This is a genomic window from Leptospira limi (genome assembly GCF_026151395.1).
GTDB lineage: Bacteria > Spirochaetota > Leptospiria > Leptospirales > Leptospiraceae > Leptospira_A > Leptospira_A limi.
This window is the reverse complement of the sequence record NZ_JAMQPV010000001.1, coordinates 178126-198675: the sequence shown is the minus strand read 5'-3', so window position 1 is coordinate 198675 and position 20550 is coordinate 178126. Positions and strand designations below refer to the sequence as shown.

The following is a 20550-nucleotide window of genomic DNA, read 5'->3' as shown; positions in this document are numbered from 1 at the left end:
AAAGAAATTCTCTTTCATTCAGGAAAGACTTGGCAAGTTTAACCAACAATCGTAGAACAGAGAACATTCGGTTTTTGGAGTTTGTATGCGTAAGTTGATTCTATGGTTTTTGATGTTGTTTTTCTTCGTTTCATGCCAATCAATTAGTGGCGTTTTTAAATCCATCAAACGCACAATTTTTCCAAGTAGTTGCCGCTTAGAAGTAAAATTAGATACAACGGATTTAAAATATTTAGATAATTTATGGGATTATAAAATCTTTGTTTCGGAAGACACTGAATTTTCGGATTTAGTGGAAGCAGTTACCATTACTCCTAAACCATCCGTTGAATCAAATTTTGGATCATCTTTTATTAGTCGTGAATTCTCATTAGATCATTGGAATTTCGATGAAAATGTCGAATACCAAATTACAATTTCTAAATTTTATGCAACTAACGATTGTTTTCTCGAAAATCCTGTTAGTTTTACTTTGCCGAAGATGATTCGTAGACCTTCATTTTCCTTATTCAATGAAAATATATTTGAATCGAACTTAAACAAAGTGTTACCAATTGCAATTGCCAATGTCCCTGATTTTAAAGTTAGATCAGCAACAATTACAGTTCCTATTTTGGTCAATGCGATTGCAAGTTTAGGAAGTGGTTACTATAGTTATGATAAAGAATTGAGTTGGAAAACTTCTACATGGAAATCAGGTGAAAAAGTTAATTCATACAGAAACCAAGGAATGGACATCGACTCCTATTTTGGTTCCAAACCGAATAGCAAAGGTTGGCTTGCTTTAGAATTAGGTGCTACTGTTGTTGATGAAAGTAATGAAGAACGTTACAAGATTGAAAGTATCTTTTTACAATCAACAAATTTGGGTATTACCACAAAGGAAGATCCTAATAAATTGCATGTTTGGATCCATACATTGTCCAATGCAGTTCCAGTAGCAAATACAAATATCAGTTTATATGTCAAAGGGAGTTTAAAGGGAAATTGTAAAACAGACCAAGATGGTTATTGTACTGTTCCAGCGATTGCAAATAATAAATTAATGGAATATTCTGTTTTGATTGCAGAAGAACCAGCCGGAGACAAAGCATTTCTACATTTTAACCAGACACATATTGATGGTTATTCCGAATACAATTCTGATGATCACGTCAAAGGGAAAATATACTTTGACCGAAAGTTGTACCGACCTGGTGATCGAGTGGAAATCAAAGCTTATCTTACGGAGCGAAAAAATGGAACATTGGTACCATTTGCTTCTAAATCCGTACACGTAAAAATTAGAGATTCACAAGGTAAAGAAGTTTCAAATCAAAATACAACAACTACTTCACAAGGTGGTGTTGTCTCCAGTTATGTTGTTTCGGATGATGCAGGTTTAGGGCATTATTCGGTATCCATCTCGATCCAAGGTGATAATGATTCCGTCACATATGATACCTTCCAAGTAGAAGAGTTTCGACCAGTGAATTTTATGGTAAATGTTTCGTTAGCGAAACTTGCCAAAAAAAATGAGAATATCAAAGGAACCGTTGAAGGTAAATACATGTTTGGCGCTCCTATGGCAGGTGCCAAAGTAAGTTATTCAGTTTTAAAACGTAATCGTTTTGTTTCGTTTGAACAATTTCCAAGTTTTGATTTTTCTGAGACATGGTATGACTATGAAGATGAATATAGTGACGGTAATTCAGATTATGTAGCTGGATCAGAAGGTGTATTAGATAACCAAGGAAATTATAAACTTGATATACCTATCAAATCTTTAACTCGTAAATTTGTTACCGATGGAGAAGAAATCGAAATTGCCGACCCTTTTCACTTAGTTGTAGAATCATCAGTTTTTGATGTAGATGGAAAAACTGTTACAAAATCGGCTAATATCCCATACCAACCATCCGAAACCTATGTTGGATTAAAATGTAAAGATCGTTACCAGTCTTTAGACAAACCTTTTCAGTTTACAACAATTGCAGTAGATGCAAATGGAAAAGCTGTCGCTGGTGATGATTTAAAAGCTTACATCATCTATAATGATTGGACTTCTGTTTTATCTCAAGGAATTGGAAAATATTTCTTCAGAAGTAACCAACTAACAAAAAAAGTTGTAGAAGTGAAAAGATTTGCTTCGAAATCAGAAGGAGTCAATTTTGATTATCGAACAAAAGATCCTGGAAGTTATACAATTTTAGTACTGAATAAAGACAAAGTTTTTTCGCGAGTCGACTTTTATGCGTATCAAAAAGAATCCTATTACACTTGGGACTTCCGAGGAGACGATTCGATTGAATTACGTTCTGATAAAAATGAATATAAAATAGGAGATAAGGCAAAAATTTTAATCAAGTCTCCACTTCAAAATGCTCGTGTGATTGTCACAGTAGAAAGAGATTCCATTTATTATAAAAAATCCTTTTTAATGAAAGGGAATAGTGCTCCGATCGAAATTCCAATAGAAGATATTTATCTTCCCAATGTTGAGGTAAATGTAGTATTACTCTCCGGAAGATTGAGTGCTCCAGAAGGATTATCTGGCGAAGATATAAAAGAATTCAACGAGCAAGACTTAGGTGCTCCCAAGGCAAAAACTGGCTCGATCACTTTAAAAGTAGATTTGGGTACCAAAATTGCACCTGTTACGGTTAGTACAGATAAACCTGAATACCAACCAAGAGAACAAGTAAAATTAGCTATCAAAACTACTCCAGGTGCCGAACTAACTATTTCAGTTGCTGATAGGGGAGTATTAGATTTGGTTGGATACAGTTTCCAATCACCAATTCAGATTTTCTATCAATATTGGTACAATGTAATCAAAACATTTGAACTTCGTTCCATGATCATCAAACACTATTTATATGCAAATAAGGGAGACAGCCCTGGTGGAGATTATGGCGAAGATTCGGGAGGTGGTTTTTCTGCTGATTCTGAGTCTGGGGCAAGAAAAGATTTTCGACTTACCGCTTATTGGAATCCAGTTGTCATCGCGGATCAAAATGGGGAAGCAAATTTAAATTTTACTCTTCCTGATAATTTAACAACCTTTAGGGTAATGGTAGCATCTGCTTCTAATGGAAAGTATGGTGTGACCAATTCTGAATTTTTGGTTAAAAAGAATTTAGTATTACAAAAATCGGTAGCAAGGTTTATACGTGTTGGTGATAGTTTAGAGTTAGGTGGAAGTATCACTAACAATACGAAAGTTAATGGTAAGTTTAAATATAAAATTGAATCAAAGTTTTTAAATGATGAGAAAAAGTGGACTTCAATTGAACTGAATGCCGGACAAACAAAAGAAGTTTTAAAAACCTTTCAAATTTCAGAATCACAATTTATCAAACTTAAACAAAACAAACCAAATGAAGACATTCAGCTTACGTATCAAATTTCGGTAGAACCAGAGAATGAAGGGACTTTTCTTTCATTCAAAAAATCAGACTTATCAGATTCCTTACTTGTCACTTTACCGATCAAAGAGTTTGATCCAGTTACGTCTGTTCAATTTTCAGGTTATACAGATTCTGAATTTAAAACATCGATTCCGTTTCCTAAGAAAGATTCAATTTTATTGAACAAAGGTTCATTGGATATACGTATCTCTGGGACTGCTCTCACAGCACTTAAATCTGCCTTTGATTTTTATGAATCAAATCCCTATTTTTGTATGGAACAAAGGACTTCTGCTTACTTACTTTCGTTAAGTTCTGGTGAATTATTAAGGGAATTCCAATACAAAGCACCTTCAAAAGATGCGTATGACTTCAATCAAATTGAAAAATTGTTTTTGGATGAAATGTCAGAATTTCAAACTTATAACGGTGGTTTTAAATTGTGGAAAAGTTATGGTCGAAGTGGGTATCCTTACTTAACAGCATATGTGATTTCTGTTATGCAATTAGGAAAGGAAAAAGGCAAACGAACAAATTCGATTGCGTACCAATCGGGAATCAAATTTTTAGAAAGTTATATTAAAAGTCCAACAGAGACTTCAATCGATTCTTACCAAACTTTAAGTTTAATCTATTCTGTTTTTGTAAAAGAGAAAAAAGATGTAAGTTCCTTAGAAAAAACGCTGATAGATCATTTTGAAGAATTAAATCCAAAATCACGAGGCATTTTCTTAACTGCCTATGCAGATTTTCATAAGATCGATTCGTATCTTTCGGATCCCACATTCAAAAAACTTTATGAAGATTTTGTAAGTTATATAGAATATGATAAAGAATTGTTCATCGTAAAACCTATGAAGAAAAATCCTGACGAATATTTTTATTATTCGTATTACAATACTTCTTCTGTCCTCGGAAACTATTTACGATTACTTTTACGTGTTGATTCGAAAAACCCAAGAATGGTCCAACTCGTAAATGCAATCATGATGGATCGTAATAGAAGTTTTTGGACTGACAGTCATAGTGTTGGAACTATTGCCTTAGCCTTGTCTGAATATCGGAATCGATTTGAAGCAACGAAAAGTGAAACTGAGGGAGAAGTTGTTTTTGGAGAAAAAACAATTATCGACGAATCGTTTTCTCCAACATCTGATTCTATTTTCAAAGAAGAAATTTCATTTGATCGTTTATTTGATGGGAATTCTGTTTCTACAAAACCAATTACATTTAAACGAACAAGTGCTGAAGGGAGATTGTATTTTCAAACACGTTTGATGTATGTTCCTGTGAAAGAGACAACTCAGGAAAAATTTAATGGATTAGAAATCAAAAAAACAATGTATCGCATTGATGGAAGAGATTCTGATGGAAATCCAAATTTAAAAGAAGTTTCAAACTTACAAAGAGGTTCCACTTATTTAATCAAACTCAAAGTATTGAGTAAAAAAGACCAAGCATTTGTAATCGTTATCGATCCAATTCCGAGTCATACTGAGATAGTGAATACATCCTTTTTGACAGAGAAATCATCCGATGCAGAAGATGCTGATGTTACAGAATCTAGTTATGGTCAGTACACTGAGTATCGAGATGATCGAGTGATATTCTCTGATGATTTTTTACGCAAAGGAGAGACGGAATACAAATACATTCTGAGACCTGTTGCGAAAGGAAATTCTATACTGCCAGCATCAAAAACATTTTTGATGTATCATCCACAGTTTTACGGTAATACAAGTTCGCTTCGGGTAAAAGTGGAGTGATTTGGAATTTTATACTTAGAATCAAAACCTTATTCTTCCTGATACCTATCATCGGAGGAATATGGTTTGTTTTAAGACCAATCCAAATTGATGATTTTAAAAAAGAAGTAACAACACGTATTTTATCCAAAGATGGTAAATTGATTGGTAGAACTCAAAATCATACATTGTCCAAACAAGATTGGGTTCCAATAACCGAGTATCCAAAATTTGTTTCAGAAATTGTTTGCATTGCAGAAGATAAACGATTTTTTTCACATCATGGGATTGATCCTTTTGCTATAATCAATTCGTTATATTCATTTTTCATTACAAAACAAAATCGCGGTGGTGGTTCCACCATCACGATGCAGCTGGTTCGAATTTATCATGCAAATATTCGATCGTATCCTATTATCATTCGTAAATCATTTGAAGTTTTGGAAGCCCTTCGTTTTGAATTGTGGTTAACAAAACAACAAATTTTAGAAGCTTATTTAAATTCAGTATCAATCCATTCTAATTCTGTTGGATTTCCTTCTGCTTCCCTTACTCTTTTTGAAAAAAATGTACGATTTTTATCCTTAGATGAAACAGTTTATCTAACAATTTTAATTCGAAAAAATGTTTCGAACGAAGATGAGATCAAATTTCGATACAACCAATTACGAGTCAAAATTCCATTCTCAATACCAATCCTAAATGATCCAAATGAACTAGTTCAAACCAAACTGCAAAAGAAAATGCAAAATTATGATGATTCATTCACTGGTGAAAATCAACATTTTCTCAATTGGATCAGAAGCTTACATTTGGATCCAAAGGAAGAAATGGTATCAACTATTTCATCTGAATTAAATGCTGAAATCCATTCTATTGTAAATTCAGAACTAAATGTATTAAAAAAATGGAATGTAAATAATGCATCGGCAATCATTTTAGAGAAAGAATCAAATCAAAATTCTGCCTTATCACTTGTAGCAATGATTGGATCTAAAAATTTTTTTGAAGATGGAATTGGAATGGTAAATGGGACAATTGCATTTCGTGATGCTGGAAGTACATTAAAACCATTGTTATATGCATTAGCAATTGATCAAAATATATATTCTATCAATTCAATTCTAGTGGATGAAAAATATTCATACTCATTGGGAACAGGAGAAAACTACCTTCCGAGAAATGCGGACCTCCGTTATTGGGGAAATTTAACATTAGCAGAAGCTTTGGCAAATTCTCGTAACATACCGGCCGTTACTACCATCCAATTGGTTGGTGTTCCTAATTTTTATCGATTTTTAAAGTTAGCGGGATTTGAAAACTTAAAACAATCTCCTAGTTTTTATGGGCCTGGACTCGCTTTAGGAACGGGAGGTGCTAGTCTATTGCAACTTTCGCAAGTCTACGGTGCTTTTATGTTAGGTGGAATTCTTCCAAAAATTAAAATTGGGAGTATCAATGGAAAATCAATATTTTACGGTGAATCACATCCTTTGGTATCTGAAGAAACAGCCGAAGAGATTAAATTTATACTCAATGATTCAAAACTAAGACAAAAGGCATTCGGGAAAAGAAGTTATTTAAATTACCCATTTCCGGTCTCAGTCAAAACGGGAACCTCCAAAGATTATAGAAATTCTTGGACTATTGCATTTAATGATCGCTATGTGGTAGGTGCTTGGGTTGGAAATTTTTCTGGCGAAAAAACAATGGATGTTTCAGGTTCCTTTGGTGCTGGAAGAATTGTACAAAATATTTTTCGATTGCTTATGAAGGAAAAGGACAAAAAGCAATATGCACCTAAACTAACAGAAGTTCGATCATTTTGTAAAATTTCAGGTAAATTGGCAAATTCCAATTGTCCTTCGGTTGTTTTGAATGTTAGAAAAAAAATAACAAATCTGCTTCCATGTGAAGAGTTACACAATAATAAAGATTCTTCCATAGTTGGTGTAGGATTTGTGTATCCGGGACAAAGCCAAGTTTTTTTATACCATCCTGGATTTGAACGAGAAAAACAAAATATTCCAATTCGGATCCGTGAATATCAGACCTTAAAAGATCCCAAACTAATTTGGAACCAAACGATACAAGTGAAGTTATCAGGAACAGGGGAAGGAAATGTTAGCATTCAAAGAGGAAAACATAGTTTAGAATTATTTGATGGACCAGAAATAAAGGCAAATGTTCAATTTGAAGTTAAATAATTTGAAACATATTTTAAAATCACAAAAATACCAATGGATTCTTTTTTATTTGATACTATTTAGTTTCCATTTTCCAGGTGAGTTAATTTGGTCTGGATGGACTTATTACCATGGAGTTTTCCTCCATATTTTGTTTTTAATTGGTGTCATTCTAATTGTTTTGAAACTACTTCAATTCAATTTCTTTGTAAAAAATTTCACACTTTTAGTATTTATGGTGCCATTATTACTTGTGTTAAACTACCAATGGGTATACCAAACACAATTCAACTTTTCGTTATTTGGGTATGCGGTTCAAAATTTAGGATTCCTAAGGAAGGATTTTTTTCCATTTTTGCACGAATGGTCAATGGTACATTATTTTCCTTTTTTAATCCTCATCTTTTTTTTTGATCCTTTTTTGGTGTTCACGCGGTATCGTGTGAATCCAACTTTTTTGTTACTTGTTGTGTATTTATTACTATTGTTCCATTCAAAATTGTATGTTCAAACTTTGCCCACCATTCATCAAAAACAGAATCTAAAACAAAAGGTGAATCAATTTATAAATCATATTCCAAATGATACTCATATTGTAATGATTGTACTTGAGGGTGTTTCCAGAAAACACTTGATAGGTGTAAATTCAAAATTTATCAATTTTTCTTACTTAGAAAATTCACATTTTTTGATTCCAATACCACATACTTCTAAAAGTTTATTCACATGGATGACAGGAGAGTCACAGCTAAACAGTTCGAGAATTGAATCTACAAAACAGATGGAAGGAGAAAGTTTACCAACTCTTTTAAAGCAAAAATATTTTTACGAAACAAAGATGATTTATACTCAATCAATTTATTTCGAAGGTATGAATTTATTTTTTCCCAATGTATTTCAGGATGTCCAAGACAAAACTATATTAGAAAAAAAATTAGGTACTCCAAATGATTATTTCAGTTGGGGGATGGATGATCGAGTTGTGCTTTCAGAATTCAAACATTTGGATCTTGGTTCTCATCCATTATTTATTATGGTAGGCCTTAGCCAAACACATAGTCCTTATTTTAGCTATTCCAATAGAGATGTTTCGTTACCAAAAGTTTTACGACATACAAAAGCATTAGAGGAAAATATAAATTTAATAGATGAATTGATTTCCTTTATTAAAACCAATTCTAATAAAGAAACATTCCTCATCATTACAGCAGACCATGGTGAAAGTTTTGGTGAAGGAGGTGCTCATGCCCATAACTATTCTTTGTATAACCAAGAGATAGATGTTCCCTTTTTGATGTACAAAATACAATCTAATGAATTGTACATTCCAAAATTAGGTTCATCAATCCACTATAAAGAAACTTTATTGGATCTATTACAACAAGAGGCGAACCGCAAGGAAAATTCTCAGAATTTTTTTAGTTCCAAATACAAATTAGATTTAGTTTTAAAAACTTGGAATTCAGAAATCCAAAGAGGGTTAGTATTCGATCAGAAGAAATACATATTTCACAATGATAAAGATATTTTATATGAAATGGACTTAGATGAAAAAAATCAAAAGAAAATTTTGGATCCAAAATTAAAAGATAAATTGATAAAAAAAATGTATGAGTTTATGCAAAACTAAACTAAATTCCAGAATGTCCTTTTAATAAAGTTAGGATGGACATTTCTAAAAATTTTTTATAATCCAGCATAAAAATTTCCAATTCTGAATCCTTTACAGCTTCTTTCACTTGGTTGGAGGGAAAACCATGTGACCAAGATCCAACTGCTAATGCGTGGCATTGCATCAAAAATAAAAACCCTGATTGTTCTGTAAAAAAAGGAAAGTAATGGATGAGTAGAGGTAAAACGGAATTGATTTGCGTTTTTAAATTGGATTTAAATTCGCGAATGGTTTGTATACTCGCGTTTTTTTCTAAAATAGTCGGTACAATGGGAAGTAATTTTAAAAAACGTGTATGTCGATCCATTGAATTCACAAACCAATTCGAAAATATATTCGCATCCATTTTGGGAGTCTTACTTAAAAACTCATGTAAATCCATAAACCAAGATTCGTAATCAGCACTATGGATCCTAAGGCATAAATCTTCTTTCGTTGGAAAATATAAATACAAAGTACCTTTTGCAATCTTTGCACGTTTTGCAACTTCATCCATGGAAAGTTCAGACCAATCTTTTTTTTGGAGTAGGGATGCAGCAGCTTGTATGATCGAAGTACGTTTCGAAAGTTTATCTTTCTCTAAAACAGCTCTCTTTTTAGGTGAACGTTCTATGACTTGCACTCGACTCATACTTCCAAACTACGAATCTTATAAAAATTATGCTATAAAAAAATTGAAATTGACTTAAGGTCAATTTCAGATGACTACTAGTCACGAAATTGAATTCAGTCGGAAAATAGTAAAATCTTAGTTTGCAATTTTTATGAATTAAGTTCAATTGAATCATTGTGTGCGGGCGTTTTGGATATACCATTATCAAATTGAAAGATGGAACCGAAAAATGGATTCGATTGATCCAAGGTACCCAAGTTTTCGACATTCAAAAGGTAGAAGACACATTCAGAAAGTCACCAAACTTTGAATACTATCCAAGTTCGAATGCACCTGTCATCCATTCCCTTTCAAATCAAGGTGAAAATACATTAGAGTTAATGCAATGGGGGGTACAACCAAATTGGTCACCAAAACCAATTTTTAATACAAGAGAAGAACGATTGTTCTCTACGTCTTTTTGGTCTAGTGCTGCCAAACACAATCGGTGTATCATCCCTGCTTCTTTTTTTAATGAATGGAAATCCGAAAAAGGTACAAAGATTAAATATAAAATTTATCCAAAATCTGGAGAGAGTTTTTGTTTTGCAGGAATTTGGGGTGAGATTCCCAATACTTCCCATCAAAAATTTTGGTTTAGTATTTTGACGCAAGAAGGAAACTCTCTGATGAAGGAAGTTCATAACTCTGGTGGGAACCAAGGTCGTCAGCCAGTTCACCTAACTGAAGATTGTTGGGAAAGTTGGTTAGATCCTCGAATCAAAGAAGAAAACCAAATCAGAAATTTAATCCAAGCTTATCCTTCTGAATTTATCATTGCGGAACCAGAAATCAATGAACCGATGTTATTTTAATTGCCTGATTCAAAATCTGAATTCATTTTGATCTATCAGTAAATCCATGAAAAAGTTCCCTGCTCTATTTTTTTCTTTTTTCCTTATCTTATTCATTATTTTCGAACAACCACTTGTTTCAGAAGCTAAATCCTGTAACACTTATTCTGAATCCGAAAAAATTGAGATCTTATTAAAAAGAATTGGAAACTTCAATGGAAACTTCATTCGAAATGGTGATTCACATAATGCAAAGGATGCAGAGAACCATTTACGTTACAAATTAAACGAAGCCAAAAATTCTTTTTTTGCTCCTGATCCGAAAGATTGGACTGCAAAACTTTTTATTGATAAAGTAGCATCAAAGTCATTTTTATCTGGTACTCCTTATAAAATCCGTTATCCAAATGGAAAGGAAATCTTGAGTTCGAGTTGGTTGTATGAAGAACTGAAAAAAATCGAGACTTGTCTTTAACGATCGATTTGTTTCACTCGAAGAGAAATGTTTAGATTTGCATTGATTCAACGGAATAAGAACCGATTCCCAATTTAGATTTTTAGTAGAATTTAGAAAAAAATTTACAAACTTGAGTTGTAAAAAGAACAAATTTGAGATAGTGTGATTCTCCATGTCCAAACATTGGGAGAGAATGATGTTTCCATACTTTGTTACGAGTGTTATTTGTTTCTTTTTTGTTGGCAGTTTGTTTGCACAAACAATTGAATCGGAGTTTGTGTACAATACCAATTTTGATGTTCGACCAACATTTGTAGAATCAACTAATCCATATTTTGTCAATGGTGGTAAGTGGATTTATATTGGGAAAACTGCTGATTTTGATGAACCTGGAATCTATTTTTACGATACAACCTCAAAACAAAAAATTTATAAATCCATCCCATTAGAAGCATACTATCTGACGCATACCACAGATTTTATTGGCCAAATCGAGAACAAAGGCAAACGTCTCCCTCTAACTATCTACGAATTTTTATATTACGAAGAAGGAAATCATCGTGCAGGATTTATCCTTGAAAACAAAGCAAAATCATCAAAAACAAAAAAATACTACTATGTAGGTTGGGATTTAACTGCAAATAACATCGATGTGGTGGAACCTATCTTTGAGATCTCAGAGGAGGATTCAAAATCCTTTGCACAAAGTTCTTACATCGGTTATTCTGAAAAAGACCAAGCAGCTTATTTTACATTCGCTGTGGATGCAGATCTTAAAGATGATGTATCAGAAGATGTATCTGCCTTCATTTACAAAATTCAAAATCAAAACTTAACGAAACTAAAGGAATACAAATCTAGATTTTACCCGTATACACCTGAATTCCATCCAGAATCAAATCAAATTGTCATTGCAGCCTATGCAGAAGCGTTTCAAAATCGAGACCCACTTGGTTATTTATTACAATTAGATACCAATACATTCCAATCGTTTTCAATCCCTTCCACTCCTTATGGAATCTGTTTTTCAAAGGATGGAAAAACTTTGTATATGGCTGCTTCCGATACTGGTGAAGTGAGAATTTATAATACAGGCAACTTAAACGATGTCAAAAAAACGAAGTGGGGTACTCACGGCCATCGATTAGGATTTTGGAAAGAAGGGGAACTGGTTTGGGTTCGTAATTCTGGACTAAATATATATGATCCCAAAACATTAAAACAAAAGAAAGTAATCCCAACGAAAAAATTTTATAAAAACTTTGTGAATGTAAGTGGATCCGTATTTCTTCCGTTTCAAAAATTATTACTTAGGAATATTTTGGAAGACCCAAAAGGGGGAGCCTCAAGCAGAATTTTGATCGCTGAATGATAGGAATGCATAAATCTCTTACCCACATCCTAAAAGATTTTATAGTTTGTGGGTAAGGGGGAAATGATTTAGAATTGTTTTTTATTTCCAAGCACTCGCATGGTCTTCTGCATATTTTTGAAATGATATTGGATCGTTTCCAGTGATTTGTTTGACAGTATCAATGATAGGCGCTGAGAATCCTTCTTTTAACGCACCTGCAATCATCACTAAAAAAGCCGCATAATCTTTTGATAGTCCAGCGGATACCAAAGAATTTTCAAAAACCTTTGGATCAACATCATTGTATTCAATGTTTTTCCCACTAACAGACGATAAATTCTTTGCTACTTGGTAATGATCAATGGATTCTTTTCCAGTGAGTGTGAGTGCCTGTTTTTGAAAATCATTAGTAGTCAATAGTACGGAAGCAACGGATGCAATGTCTCTCGCATCTATAAAACTAACATTTGCATTTCCTCCAGGAAAATAAATCTTTTGATCCTGTTTGATGCCTGCAATCCAAAACGTATGAAAGTTTTGCATAAACCAATTTGGTCTTATGATGTTCCAAGAAAGGCCAGATCCTTCTAATAAGATTTCTGTTTTTCGGAAAGGTGCTTCTGGTGGTGCATGGTCCACTCCCATCGCTGTCATCAGTACAATTTTTTTCAATCCAACTTGTTTTGCTTTTTCAATCCAAGGAGAAAGAATTTCATATTGGTTTGTTTCACCAGGAGGGCTTAAAAAAAATGCAGCATCCACTGATTCTAAAATTTCTATCCCTTTTTTGGGATCCTTTGAATCTGCTACCACCCAATTCAGGTTGGTTTCTTTTGTTTGTGCTTCCGGTTTTCTAGAACCAGCAAAAACTTCATGACCTTTTTTCTGTAATTCTTTGACGAGATACCCACCAACAAGACCTGATCCACCATATACAAATACTTTCATCGTTTGTTACCTTATTTCCTCAGATTCAATTTTCTAATTCTTCTTTTGAATCTTATATAATCAGTGTATCACAAAAAACTATACTTTCTATGTCGAAAAATATTAAAAATATATCCAAAAGTATAAATTAATAGACAAATGGTAGAGAATTGCTAATTTTTACCTATGGATTTACTCTCAGACATTCTATTTTCTGCAGGTTGGAAAAATGACCTTTTGTCCAAAGGCCAAATCTTCGATAGTTTTGGATTTCACTTCCCTTGCGAAAAAAGTGGCGGATTCCATGTAGTGACACAAGGCAGTTGTTATGCGAGAATAGGAAATAAATTAATCCCACTCAAAAAAGGTGATTTATTATTTATCACAAGAGGGATACAACACGAGTTATTATCTGATCCAAAAGCAAAAGTTGTTACCATTGAACGATTTTTGAATGAGAAAAATAACCAAAAGAAAGAGCAAATTCCAGTCACTACCTTTGTATCCGTTCGGTATGAAGTGCCTAATGGACCTGTCCACCCACTTCTCATGGAGTTACCAGATTTTATCTATATTCCATATGAAAGTATCCAAAAACACCACTCGCTTGAAGATTTTATTCAAATCCTTTCGAAAGAACTAGAGCTAAATCTTGGAACTGACTTAATTGTACAAAGATTAACAGACATTATGCTGTACTATATGATTCGTATTTGGTTACAACAAGAGGAAAATTCACCTTCTGGTTGGATCAAAGCCTTTCATGATAAAACAGTATTGTATGCTTTAGAAAAACTTCACAATGCATATGCAAAGGATTGGACAATCGAATCACTCGCAAAAGAAACTGGGGTATCTCGCGCAAACCTAGCTAACAAATTTCGGGATGTATTGGGAATTCCTCCAATGGAGTATTTGGCAAAACTGCGTATGGAAAAAGCAAAAGTTTTATTTCAAAAAGGGAATATGGGTTTAGAGGAAATTGCACAAAATGTAGGTTATGCATCAGCTTTCTCTTTTTCCAAAGCTTATAAAAGAATTTATGGAAATTCACCTAGCAGAGAATGGAAACGAGTTGTGTAATAAAGTTCGAATACTTTCTAATTGATTTTTTTGGATAAAAATGTTGGTTGGTATCGAAAGTTTTTGGAGCTTTCTTAAAAAACCTGTTTTTAATTTCATAATTATTTTTCGGATTTGTTTTTCAAATTCGTGGGTACAATCAATTCTATTTGATCAAAGTTTGCAAAATCAATGATTCCTCGAACTTACTCCCAATCGGAATATTCCATATTCTAACCTAGTTTTACTTGTACGGCCCTCATGTTTGGGATATTTTTGTTTGAGGCAAAATCATTCGCTAAATGGATATTCGATTCGAAAAAAAGCCAAACTTTTTTGGAACTTGGATTTGGGCATTGTATTGGCTACCAAAGAATGGTTTATCTACTATACTTCAGATCTCGACCTTATTAATAAATTAGGGTAAAGTTTCCAAAGCACGACAGGTAGGTAAATTTTGTGAATCGCTAGTAAAAAAGCGAAATACCCTACATTTTTACAAGACCAAATAAATTATTGTCTCATTCAAAAGAGGCACGACTTGTTAAGGTTGTGATTCCTAAACCGTGTGGTCAAACTCCAGCTTCACAAGCGCTAATCAAATCCAACTAACACCGAAAGAAAATTCAATTCAAGTAGATCGTAATTTCACTGGAGGGTATTTGCTTTTGTTAATTGGTGTTTACTTTTTTGTTGACGTATAACAACTTCTCTATTTTCTAATTGCAGGCGAGGAGAAACGAATGAGAAAAATATCATTATTCTTCATTGCAATATTAACAATTGCAATGGTTAACTGTAGCACACCTACCGTTAAGTTTATGAGTACAAAGCCAGTTGTCACTGGTAAAAACGTAAAATATGAGTTAATTAATAGTTCCGTGACGGCTGTTAATGTTGTATTTTATATTATAGGAATTAAGATTGGAGAGTATAAAAACTACTCTACTCTTTTAGATGAAGCACAAACAAAAAATTCCTGCGATTTGGCAAAAAATGTTCAGTTGAATTTTTCAAGAAACGAGCAGGCATTTATTGCAACTGAAAGTTATAGTGTAGTGGCTGAATGTTGGAAGTTGACAAAAGGAGGAAAGTAAGTTGAAGGCATTAAAAAATAAAGTTGTTTTAATCGTTGTGATTTTGTTTTCTTTTATGTTTGTTGCGAATTGTGTTAGTGTCCAAGGAAACTATGCATTTCTTTCAGAAAAAGAAATCGATTTTAATAAAGATTATGAGAAAAAACCGCAGACAATTAAAGCGGAATATTCAATTCCTTTTGTATTGTTTCCATTAGGTGATACTAGAGCATCCCGAATGAGTTCAGAAGTGATTCAAAAAGCTTGCAAGGAAAACGGAGTTGAGTTTTTAACAAATACTCAAATCAACTCAAGTTCTTATTACTTTTTCTTATACGGAGAAGTGAAATATGAGCTCGTTGGTGATGGTTGGATTGAAAAACAAGCTCCGACTAAAAAAGGAAAATAAACTTTCCATTCTAGGGACAAAATGTCCCTAGAATTATTAAATTTTGATCTAACAAACTATTAACAATTGTAATAGTTTGCCTTTGACGGAGATTTCCATTTAGATTTCTTTTCCAAAGCTTATAAACGAATTTATAGAAATTCAACTTGCAGAGAATGGAAACGAGTTGTTTAACAAAGTTCGAATACTTTCTAATTGGTTTTTTTTAGGTAAAAAATTTGGTTGGTTTCTGTAAATTTCAGCTGCCTTTCGGATTTTGGTAGTTTCTGGTAATAGAGGTTTCATCTGTTTCCATCTACCATCGAGTTTCATCTGTTCCGATAATTTTAAATAGGATCGAATCCTTCCAACCTTAGTTGCATAACGAATTCTGTTTTTACATTGGCATGGATTTGTACTCTTACTTAAACTACATTCTTTTCCCAAAAATTGTTCTAATTGGTTTCTTGCTCTTGATAATAATTGTCGATAGGATTCAGGTTTAATTCCCATTACGAGTCCACCTTCTTCACTCGAAATTGAAAATACATCTCCCAATAAATAAGCCATCCTATACTTACGAGTTAAACTTTGTAACATCGCATATGTACAAGCTACTTGCACATGTAAAACCATATTCGAAACATCAGAATTTGAATCCTCTTCTAAATTGGATCCGGAGTGATCCATTGAATGAGAAGGTATATTGTATTGAGTTTTGTGTAATTCATCACGGATGTTTCTAAAGTGAATGTGTTTTGTTTCTAGATTTGACTTTTTAACATTGATGAGGTGGTTACTGGCAATCTTATAAATCCAAGTGGATAGTTTGCTCTCTCTTCGAAATCCACCCAGATTTGTAATCACTTTAACTAAAATTTCTTGTGTGGCATCCTCTGCATCTTCAGGGTTCCATAAAAATTTTAGAGCTAAGGAAAAAACTTTTGGTTGGAAGAATTTTACCAACTCTTCCAACGCCTTAGTTTTACCTTGTAAACAACTCTCTAAAAGAGCGATATGTGGATCTTCGATCATCGTTTATGATTGGCCAACCAATGTACAACTAATGCTAAAAATGCGGGTAATCCTTGCGAAAACAAAATCGAAAATTTTGCAGTTGCAGATCCATAAATCCCCGCCACCACAACACAAACGAGAAAAAACAAAATCGTTTGGAATTTTTGGTTTTGTTCTTTGATGAAAAACAGTGCCCAAAACAATCCTGCAGCCAAAAACCCATTGTACAAACCTTGGTTTTTTGCGAGTTTTGCAGTGATTTCCGCTGTTTCAGGTGTGAGTTGGAATACTTTCATTCCAAATTCTGTTTTCCATAAGAACATTTCCAATACCAATATAAATACATGTTCTACCGCAACAAATCCAGTCAATATGAGAGAAGTGAGTTTCATTGAATCCTCCTAATGATTCCTTTCTCTCTTGTGACAACTGGATTTGTCGGTTGTGACAAAATTTGGAAAAAAAATTTAAAAAAATCAACTACGGTTCTTCGTATGCGGGCCTTGTTGTGACCTCCATCGTCCCTATTTCAGTATTAATATCGATTGTATTTTGCAGACGTACCATTCTACCCCCACAAGACTCTTTGGCTACAGCAACATTGGTTAACAAATCCTCTGACGTTGGAGGAAAATTATTTAAGCCAGTTTCATAGTGAATCGATTGGTAATAACCATTTGCACCAGCAATATTGAGTGTTGTTTTTTGGTATGGATTGATACCTTTACCTGTAATTGGAATGGAAAATCCAGTAAATAATGCACCACTAACTGGCGAAAAAGTATAAGCCTTTAATAAATTATTGGATGATAGATAACTTAATTTCGGTGCTAATTCAACTATATCAGATAATGTTGAACCTAAGAATTGATTCCATATTAAATTGCCATTTCGATCAAATTTGGAAAAGATCGCATTTCGAAAGGATGTCGTGCCAGAATAAAGTTGGAAGGAATGAAAAGATGAACCAAAATCTCCAGCTGAAACTCCTGTTGTATAAACTCCATCGGAGGCAATGATTGCTTCTGAAATATAACCAAGTGTATGATTTGTGCTATTGGTTCCAAGATAAGTAGTATTTACCATATCAAAATTACTAGTTGAGAGTTTTGTTACCATTGGTCTTTGGAAATTATAAGATGGTAATGGATGACCAGTGTAACCTATATAATTGTCCTCAGCACCACCAAAGATAAGAATCGTTCCTTCACCAAGGTAGGTTGCATCTTTTATGATGGTTTGGCCGTAAGAAGGTAAGTATCTTTGTTTGATTGGATTACCTGATTGCGAGATGACTCCCCAACCAATTTCTTTGTTTCCTGTATTAGTTGCGTCAGATGGAACAACCATGGAAGGAAATTCACCGAATCCAACAGTATCAGGTGTCATTGAAATCCCAACGCCATTAAAAAAGAAATGAATGTTGTCTCCTTCGTCCGTAATAAGTACAAATCTACTCTCGACAATGGAATTGTCAGCCTTATCTAGATAAGTATTCCATACTCGATTTCCACTTTGATTATATCGCACCATATGTAACGAATTGATGTTTGATTTACTTGAGATGGGACTGCCTTGTGATGTACTTTTCACATAGGCCGAAGTCACAATGTCTCCATTTGACAATTCAACTGCTGGAACTGTAGATTTATCATCCGAAGCAACTGTTATGATTCCTAAATAATCTAACCATTCCACTTGGAACGATTTTCCATTGATTAAAAAAATAATCGCATTTATATCTGTTCCTGGTGTACCCGAATAGGAAAAATTTTTTCCATTAGGATTGCCATTCCAAGAGACTGACTCAAATACTCCCGCAGTCACTAAGAAGTTCCCGCTCTTCAGTTTCAACAGTTGATAGGGATAAATTTTGTAAGTACCCGATCCAAATCGAATGGTTCCACGTAAATCTGTATTACATAACCCTCGTAAGTATTCTTCCCATAGTGCTGTTTCGAAAAAACCACGAGACCTTGGATCTTTTGGATTGTTGAGATCCAAGGTGCACTGGGTTAGAAGGCCAAGTATCAGAAAGAATTGTAATGTGAGATTCGAAATAGTTTTAAATTTTATTTTTGAATTCATTTGCCGGACTTCATTTTCGAGAAAAGTCTCTTTTTTGATTTCACCATTTGGCAAGTTCTGGTTATTATCTCAATCCTTTGCCGATTTCCCTAGATAGAAAAATCTTTTCTGAGTGCGTGTTTCTACGAGCCGAAAGTCACTACAAATGATAACAGGGATTCTGCGCCAGCGATTGCAGCGGAATTCATTTTGCGAAGCAAATGATTGGAGCGTAAAGCGCGGTCGTGTTAGGTTTGAATTTATGTCAACTAACGAATGCGAGGCGCCCTATCTACTTTACTTAAGGAAAGTTGACATTTTCAATTGAAATTTGAGTGTTTTCAGGAAAGTTTGCCGATGTGAACTTTGTGTAGTTAAGACGGACAAGTTTACCCGAACATACTTCTTTCATCACTTCTGTTTTTTCCTGCGTTGGTGAAGTTAAATTGGATTGGTAATTGAATCGATTAAATTCTCCTGATAGAGGATTAACGAAGATGTCAGCAAGAGGATAAACACCAGTGGCGACATCGATGATTGAGTTAGGTGATGAGGTATACCTTCCTGTAGATGTAGAACTAAGAGTGCGAAATATTAATTGTGATGAAGATAATAACAAAGGTTCAGATTCAGAGAAATCAACGGTTGCCTCTGAATTACTTCCTAAAAAACTATTCCATAAAAATGTACCATTCGTATTAAACTTTGTTAGAAGAAAATGTTTGATTGTACCATCGGCTGCAACAAGAGGTTCTGTAGGGGAACCGAATGTGTTTCTAGCATTACCTAAAAGAAAAATTTGATCCTCTTTTAAGTAGAAGCGAAACGGACCATAATCTCCTTCTGCTGGAATTCCAAAATATTGATACCAAATAATTGTTCCATCATTTTCATTAACTTTCATTACAAAAGGTGTTTGCGTATTTATATTGGGGTGAATGGTACCGTTGGCACCTTGAGAGGTTGTGCCAGAAATAAATAGTCCATTTGTATTTGCATCAACTCCAAACACATAGTCGCCACCTGCACTCGTAAAAAATCTTTGGAAATTCATAAATCCATTTTCATTTACTGCTAAATGGATAAAGTCAGAATCGGAAGTTCCTCCGAGAGATGTATTAATTATCGCAGGGCCATCGACAAAGGATGCATGGCTTACTGATGTAGTATCCCATACATTTTCAATAAACACATGTAAGCGGTTTGATGTATCCATCGCAGAAACGACGGTTTCTCCGATACTTGGTGAATCTAGATATGTATACCAAACACGTGTTCCATTTTCCTTGATCCTTCCAACAAATAAAGAAGGAAGTCCGATACCTGATTTTGCATTCAGAGGACTTGGCTGAGAAGCACCTGTGACGATCATAGCAACCGATATATCTCCATTGGAATATCGATTTAAATTTGGCTTAAAATAGGTTTCGACAGTCGCTTCCCCTAGGTAATCAACCCAAATGATGTCACCATTTTCTTTAGATACACGCATTAAAAAAGTATTAAGTGTGATACCATTCGAACCCGCAAAATTATTTGTGACTCCAATTGGAGAACCAGGTAGTATATACTGTCGTGTTACACCCGATACCAAATAATCACCATTCGATAAAACCAAGATGTCGGAACCTGTGGTTTTACTTGTACCTGTTCCGTAGGTTTTTTTCCAAGTCTTGAAGTTCACACATTGGTCTGATGAAAGAAATAGCTGCATAAGATTTGTTAGGAAAAAATCTCTTGAGGTTGGGTCATTTGGATTGTTGA

15 protein-coding genes are annotated in these 20550 nt (G+C 34.0%); 9 read left to right on the top strand and 6 right to left on the bottom strand.

Annotated elements, in window-relative coordinates:
* The first annotated feature begins 85 nt into the window (after positions 1 to 85).
* Genes ND812_RS00840 through ND812_RS00830 form a run of 3 tightly spaced genes read left to right on the top strand, consistent with a single transcriptional unit; the run spans position 86 to position 8950 of the window.
* Positions 86 to 5155, top strand: a complete 5070-nt coding sequence (locus ND812_RS00840) for an alpha-2-macroglobulin family protein (protein ID WP_265373854.1) — start codon at positions 86 to 88, stop codon at positions 5153 to 5155.
* Positions 5152 to 7341 (top strand): transglycosylase domain-containing protein, encoded by a 2190-nt coding sequence (locus ND812_RS00835; protein WP_265373853.1) that lies wholly within the window; start codon positions 5152 to 5154, stop codon positions 7339 to 7341. The genes ND812_RS00840 and ND812_RS00835 overlap by 4 nt, the downstream gene beginning before the upstream one ends.
* Position 7342: 1 nt before the next feature.
* Positions 7343 to 8950 carry a sulfatase-like hydrolase/transferase gene (locus ND812_RS00830; RefSeq protein WP_265373852.1) on the top strand — a complete coding sequence of 536 codons (1608 nt, stop codon included), beginning with the start codon at positions 7343 to 7345 and terminating at the stop codon, positions 8948 to 8950.
* A gap of 1 nt (position 8951) precedes the next feature.
* Here ND812_RS00830 and ND812_RS00825 read toward each other — a convergent pair whose 3' ends face one another.
* A complete protein-coding gene (locus tag ND812_RS00825; protein ID WP_265373851.1) occupies positions 8952 to 9623 on the bottom strand; it encodes a TetR/AcrR family transcriptional regulator in 672 nt (223 codons plus the stop codon).
* 158 nt (positions 9624 to 9781) lie between these two features.
* On the opposite strand from ND812_RS00825, the gene ND812_RS00820 reads away from it, so the two are divergent.
* The 3 genes from ND812_RS00820 to ND812_RS00810 all read left to right on the top strand — a co-directional run bounded on the left by ND812_RS00820 (position 9782) and on the right by ND812_RS00810 (position 12267).
* A complete protein-coding gene (locus ND812_RS00820) occupies positions 9782 to 10459 on the top strand; it encodes an SOS response-associated peptidase (protein ID WP_265373850.1) in 678 nt (225 codons plus the stop codon).
* A 46-nt stretch (positions 10460 to 10505) separates the two neighbouring features.
* On the top strand, positions 10506 to 10913 hold the full coding sequence (locus ND812_RS00815; protein ID WP_265373849.1) for a DUF5329 family protein: 408 nt from the start codon (positions 10506 to 10508) through the stop codon (positions 10911 to 10913).
* Between the two features lie 178 nt (positions 10914 to 11091).
* Complete coding sequence (locus tag ND812_RS00810) at positions 11092 to 12267, top strand: YncE family protein (RefSeq protein ID WP_265373848.1); 1176 nt, start codon at positions 11092 to 11094, stop codon at positions 12265 to 12267.
* Between the two features lie 81 nt (positions 12268 to 12348).
* On the opposite strand, the gene ND812_RS00805 is transcribed toward ND812_RS00810, so the two are convergent.
* Entirely contained in the window at positions 12349 to 13197 is an 849-nt protein-coding gene (locus ND812_RS00805; protein WP_265373847.1) for an NAD(P)H-binding protein, read from the bottom strand.
* A gap of 165 nt (positions 13198 to 13362) precedes the next feature.
* On the opposite strand from ND812_RS00805, the gene ND812_RS00800 reads away from it, so the two are divergent.
* The 3 genes from ND812_RS00800 to ND812_RS00790 all read left to right on the top strand — a co-directional run bounded on the left by ND812_RS00800 (position 13363) and on the right by ND812_RS00790 (position 15723).
* Positions 13363 to 14259 (top strand): AraC family transcriptional regulator, encoded by an 897-nt coding sequence (locus ND812_RS00800; protein WP_265373846.1) that lies wholly within the window; start codon positions 13363 to 13365, stop codon positions 14257 to 14259.
* 722 nt (positions 14260 to 14981) lie between these two features.
* The gene (locus ND812_RS00795; RefSeq protein WP_265373845.1) at positions 14982 to 15335 is read left to right on the top strand and encodes a hypothetical protein; all 354 of its coding nucleotides are present in this window, start codon (positions 14982 to 14984) and stop codon (positions 15333 to 15335) included.
* A gap of 1 nt (position 15336) precedes the next feature.
* Positions 15337 to 15723: a hypothetical protein gene (locus ND812_RS00790; RefSeq protein WP_265373844.1), complete on the top strand. Its 387-nt coding sequence runs from the start codon at positions 15337 to 15339 to the stop codon at positions 15721 to 15723.
* A 141-nt stretch (positions 15724 to 15864) separates the two neighbouring features.
* Here ND812_RS00790 and ND812_RS00785 read toward each other — a convergent pair whose 3' ends face one another.
* From ND812_RS00785 to ND812_RS00770, 4 genes are all read right to left on the bottom strand, one after another.
* Positions 15865 to 16737: an RNA polymerase sigma factor gene (locus ND812_RS00785; RefSeq protein WP_265373843.1), complete on the bottom strand. Its 873-nt coding sequence runs from the start codon at positions 16735 to 16737 to the stop codon at positions 15865 to 15867.
* Positions 16734 to 17111, bottom strand: a complete 378-nt coding sequence (locus tag ND812_RS00780) for a DUF1304 domain-containing protein (protein ID WP_265356893.1) — start codon at positions 17109 to 17111, stop codon at positions 16734 to 16736. Before ND812_RS00780 ends, ND812_RS00785 begins: the two co-directional genes overlap by 4 nt.
* A gap of 88 nt (positions 17112 to 17199) precedes the next feature.
* Positions 17200 to 18807, bottom strand: coding sequence for a hypothetical protein (locus ND812_RS00775; RefSeq protein WP_265373842.1), 1608 nt, complete (start codon positions 18805 to 18807; stop codon positions 17200 to 17202).
* Between the two features lie 280 nt (positions 18808 to 19087).
* Positions 19088 to 20500, bottom strand: a complete 1413-nt coding sequence (locus tag ND812_RS00770) for a hypothetical protein (protein WP_265373841.1) — start codon at positions 20498 to 20500, stop codon at positions 19088 to 19090.
* Positions 20501 to 20550: the final 50 nt, after the last annotated feature.

What these genes read in the sequence shown, in the direction of transcription:
- ND812_RS00785 (WP_265373843.1), bottom strand. Translation starts at nt 16,737, where the DNA reads ATGATCGAAGATCCACATATCGCTCTTTTAGAGAGTTGTTTACAAGGT.
- ND812_RS00840 (WP_265373854.1), top strand. Translation starts at nt 86, where the DNA reads ATGCGTAAGTTGATTCTATGGTTTTTGATGTTGTTTTTCTTCGTTTCA.
- ND812_RS00770 (WP_265373841.1), bottom strand. Translation starts at nt 20,500, where the DNA reads ATGCAGCTATTTCTTTCATCAGACCAATGTGTGAACTTCAAGACTTGG.
- ND812_RS00775 (WP_265373842.1), bottom strand. Translation starts at nt 18,807, where the DNA reads ATGAATTCAAAAATAAAATTTAAAACTATTTCGAATCTCACATTACAA.
- ND812_RS00795 (WP_265373845.1), top strand. Translation starts at nt 14,982, where the DNA reads ATGAGAAAAATATCATTATTCTTCATTGCAATATTAACAATTGCAATG.
- ND812_RS00825 (WP_265373851.1), bottom strand. Translation starts at nt 9,623, where the DNA reads ATGAGTCGAGTGCAAGTCATAGAACGTTCACCTAAAAAGAGAGCTGTT.
- ND812_RS00780 (WP_265356893.1), bottom strand. Translation starts at nt 17,111, where the DNA reads ATGAAACTCACTTCTCTCATATTGACTGGATTTGTTGCGGTAGAACAT.
- ND812_RS00805 (WP_265373847.1), bottom strand. Translation starts at nt 13,197, where the DNA reads ATGAAAGTATTTGTATATGGTGGATCAGGTCTTGTTGGTGGGTATCTC.
- ND812_RS00800 (WP_265373846.1), top strand. Translation starts at nt 13,363, where the DNA reads ATGGATTTACTCTCAGACATTCTATTTTCTGCAGGTTGGAAAAATGAC.
- ND812_RS00810 (WP_265373848.1), top strand. Translation starts at nt 11,092, where the DNA reads ATGTTTCCATACTTTGTTACGAGTGTTATTTGTTTCTTTTTTGTTGGC.
- ND812_RS00815 (WP_265373849.1), top strand. Translation starts at nt 10,506, where the DNA reads ATGAAAAAGTTCCCTGCTCTATTTTTTTCTTTTTTCCTTATCTTATTC.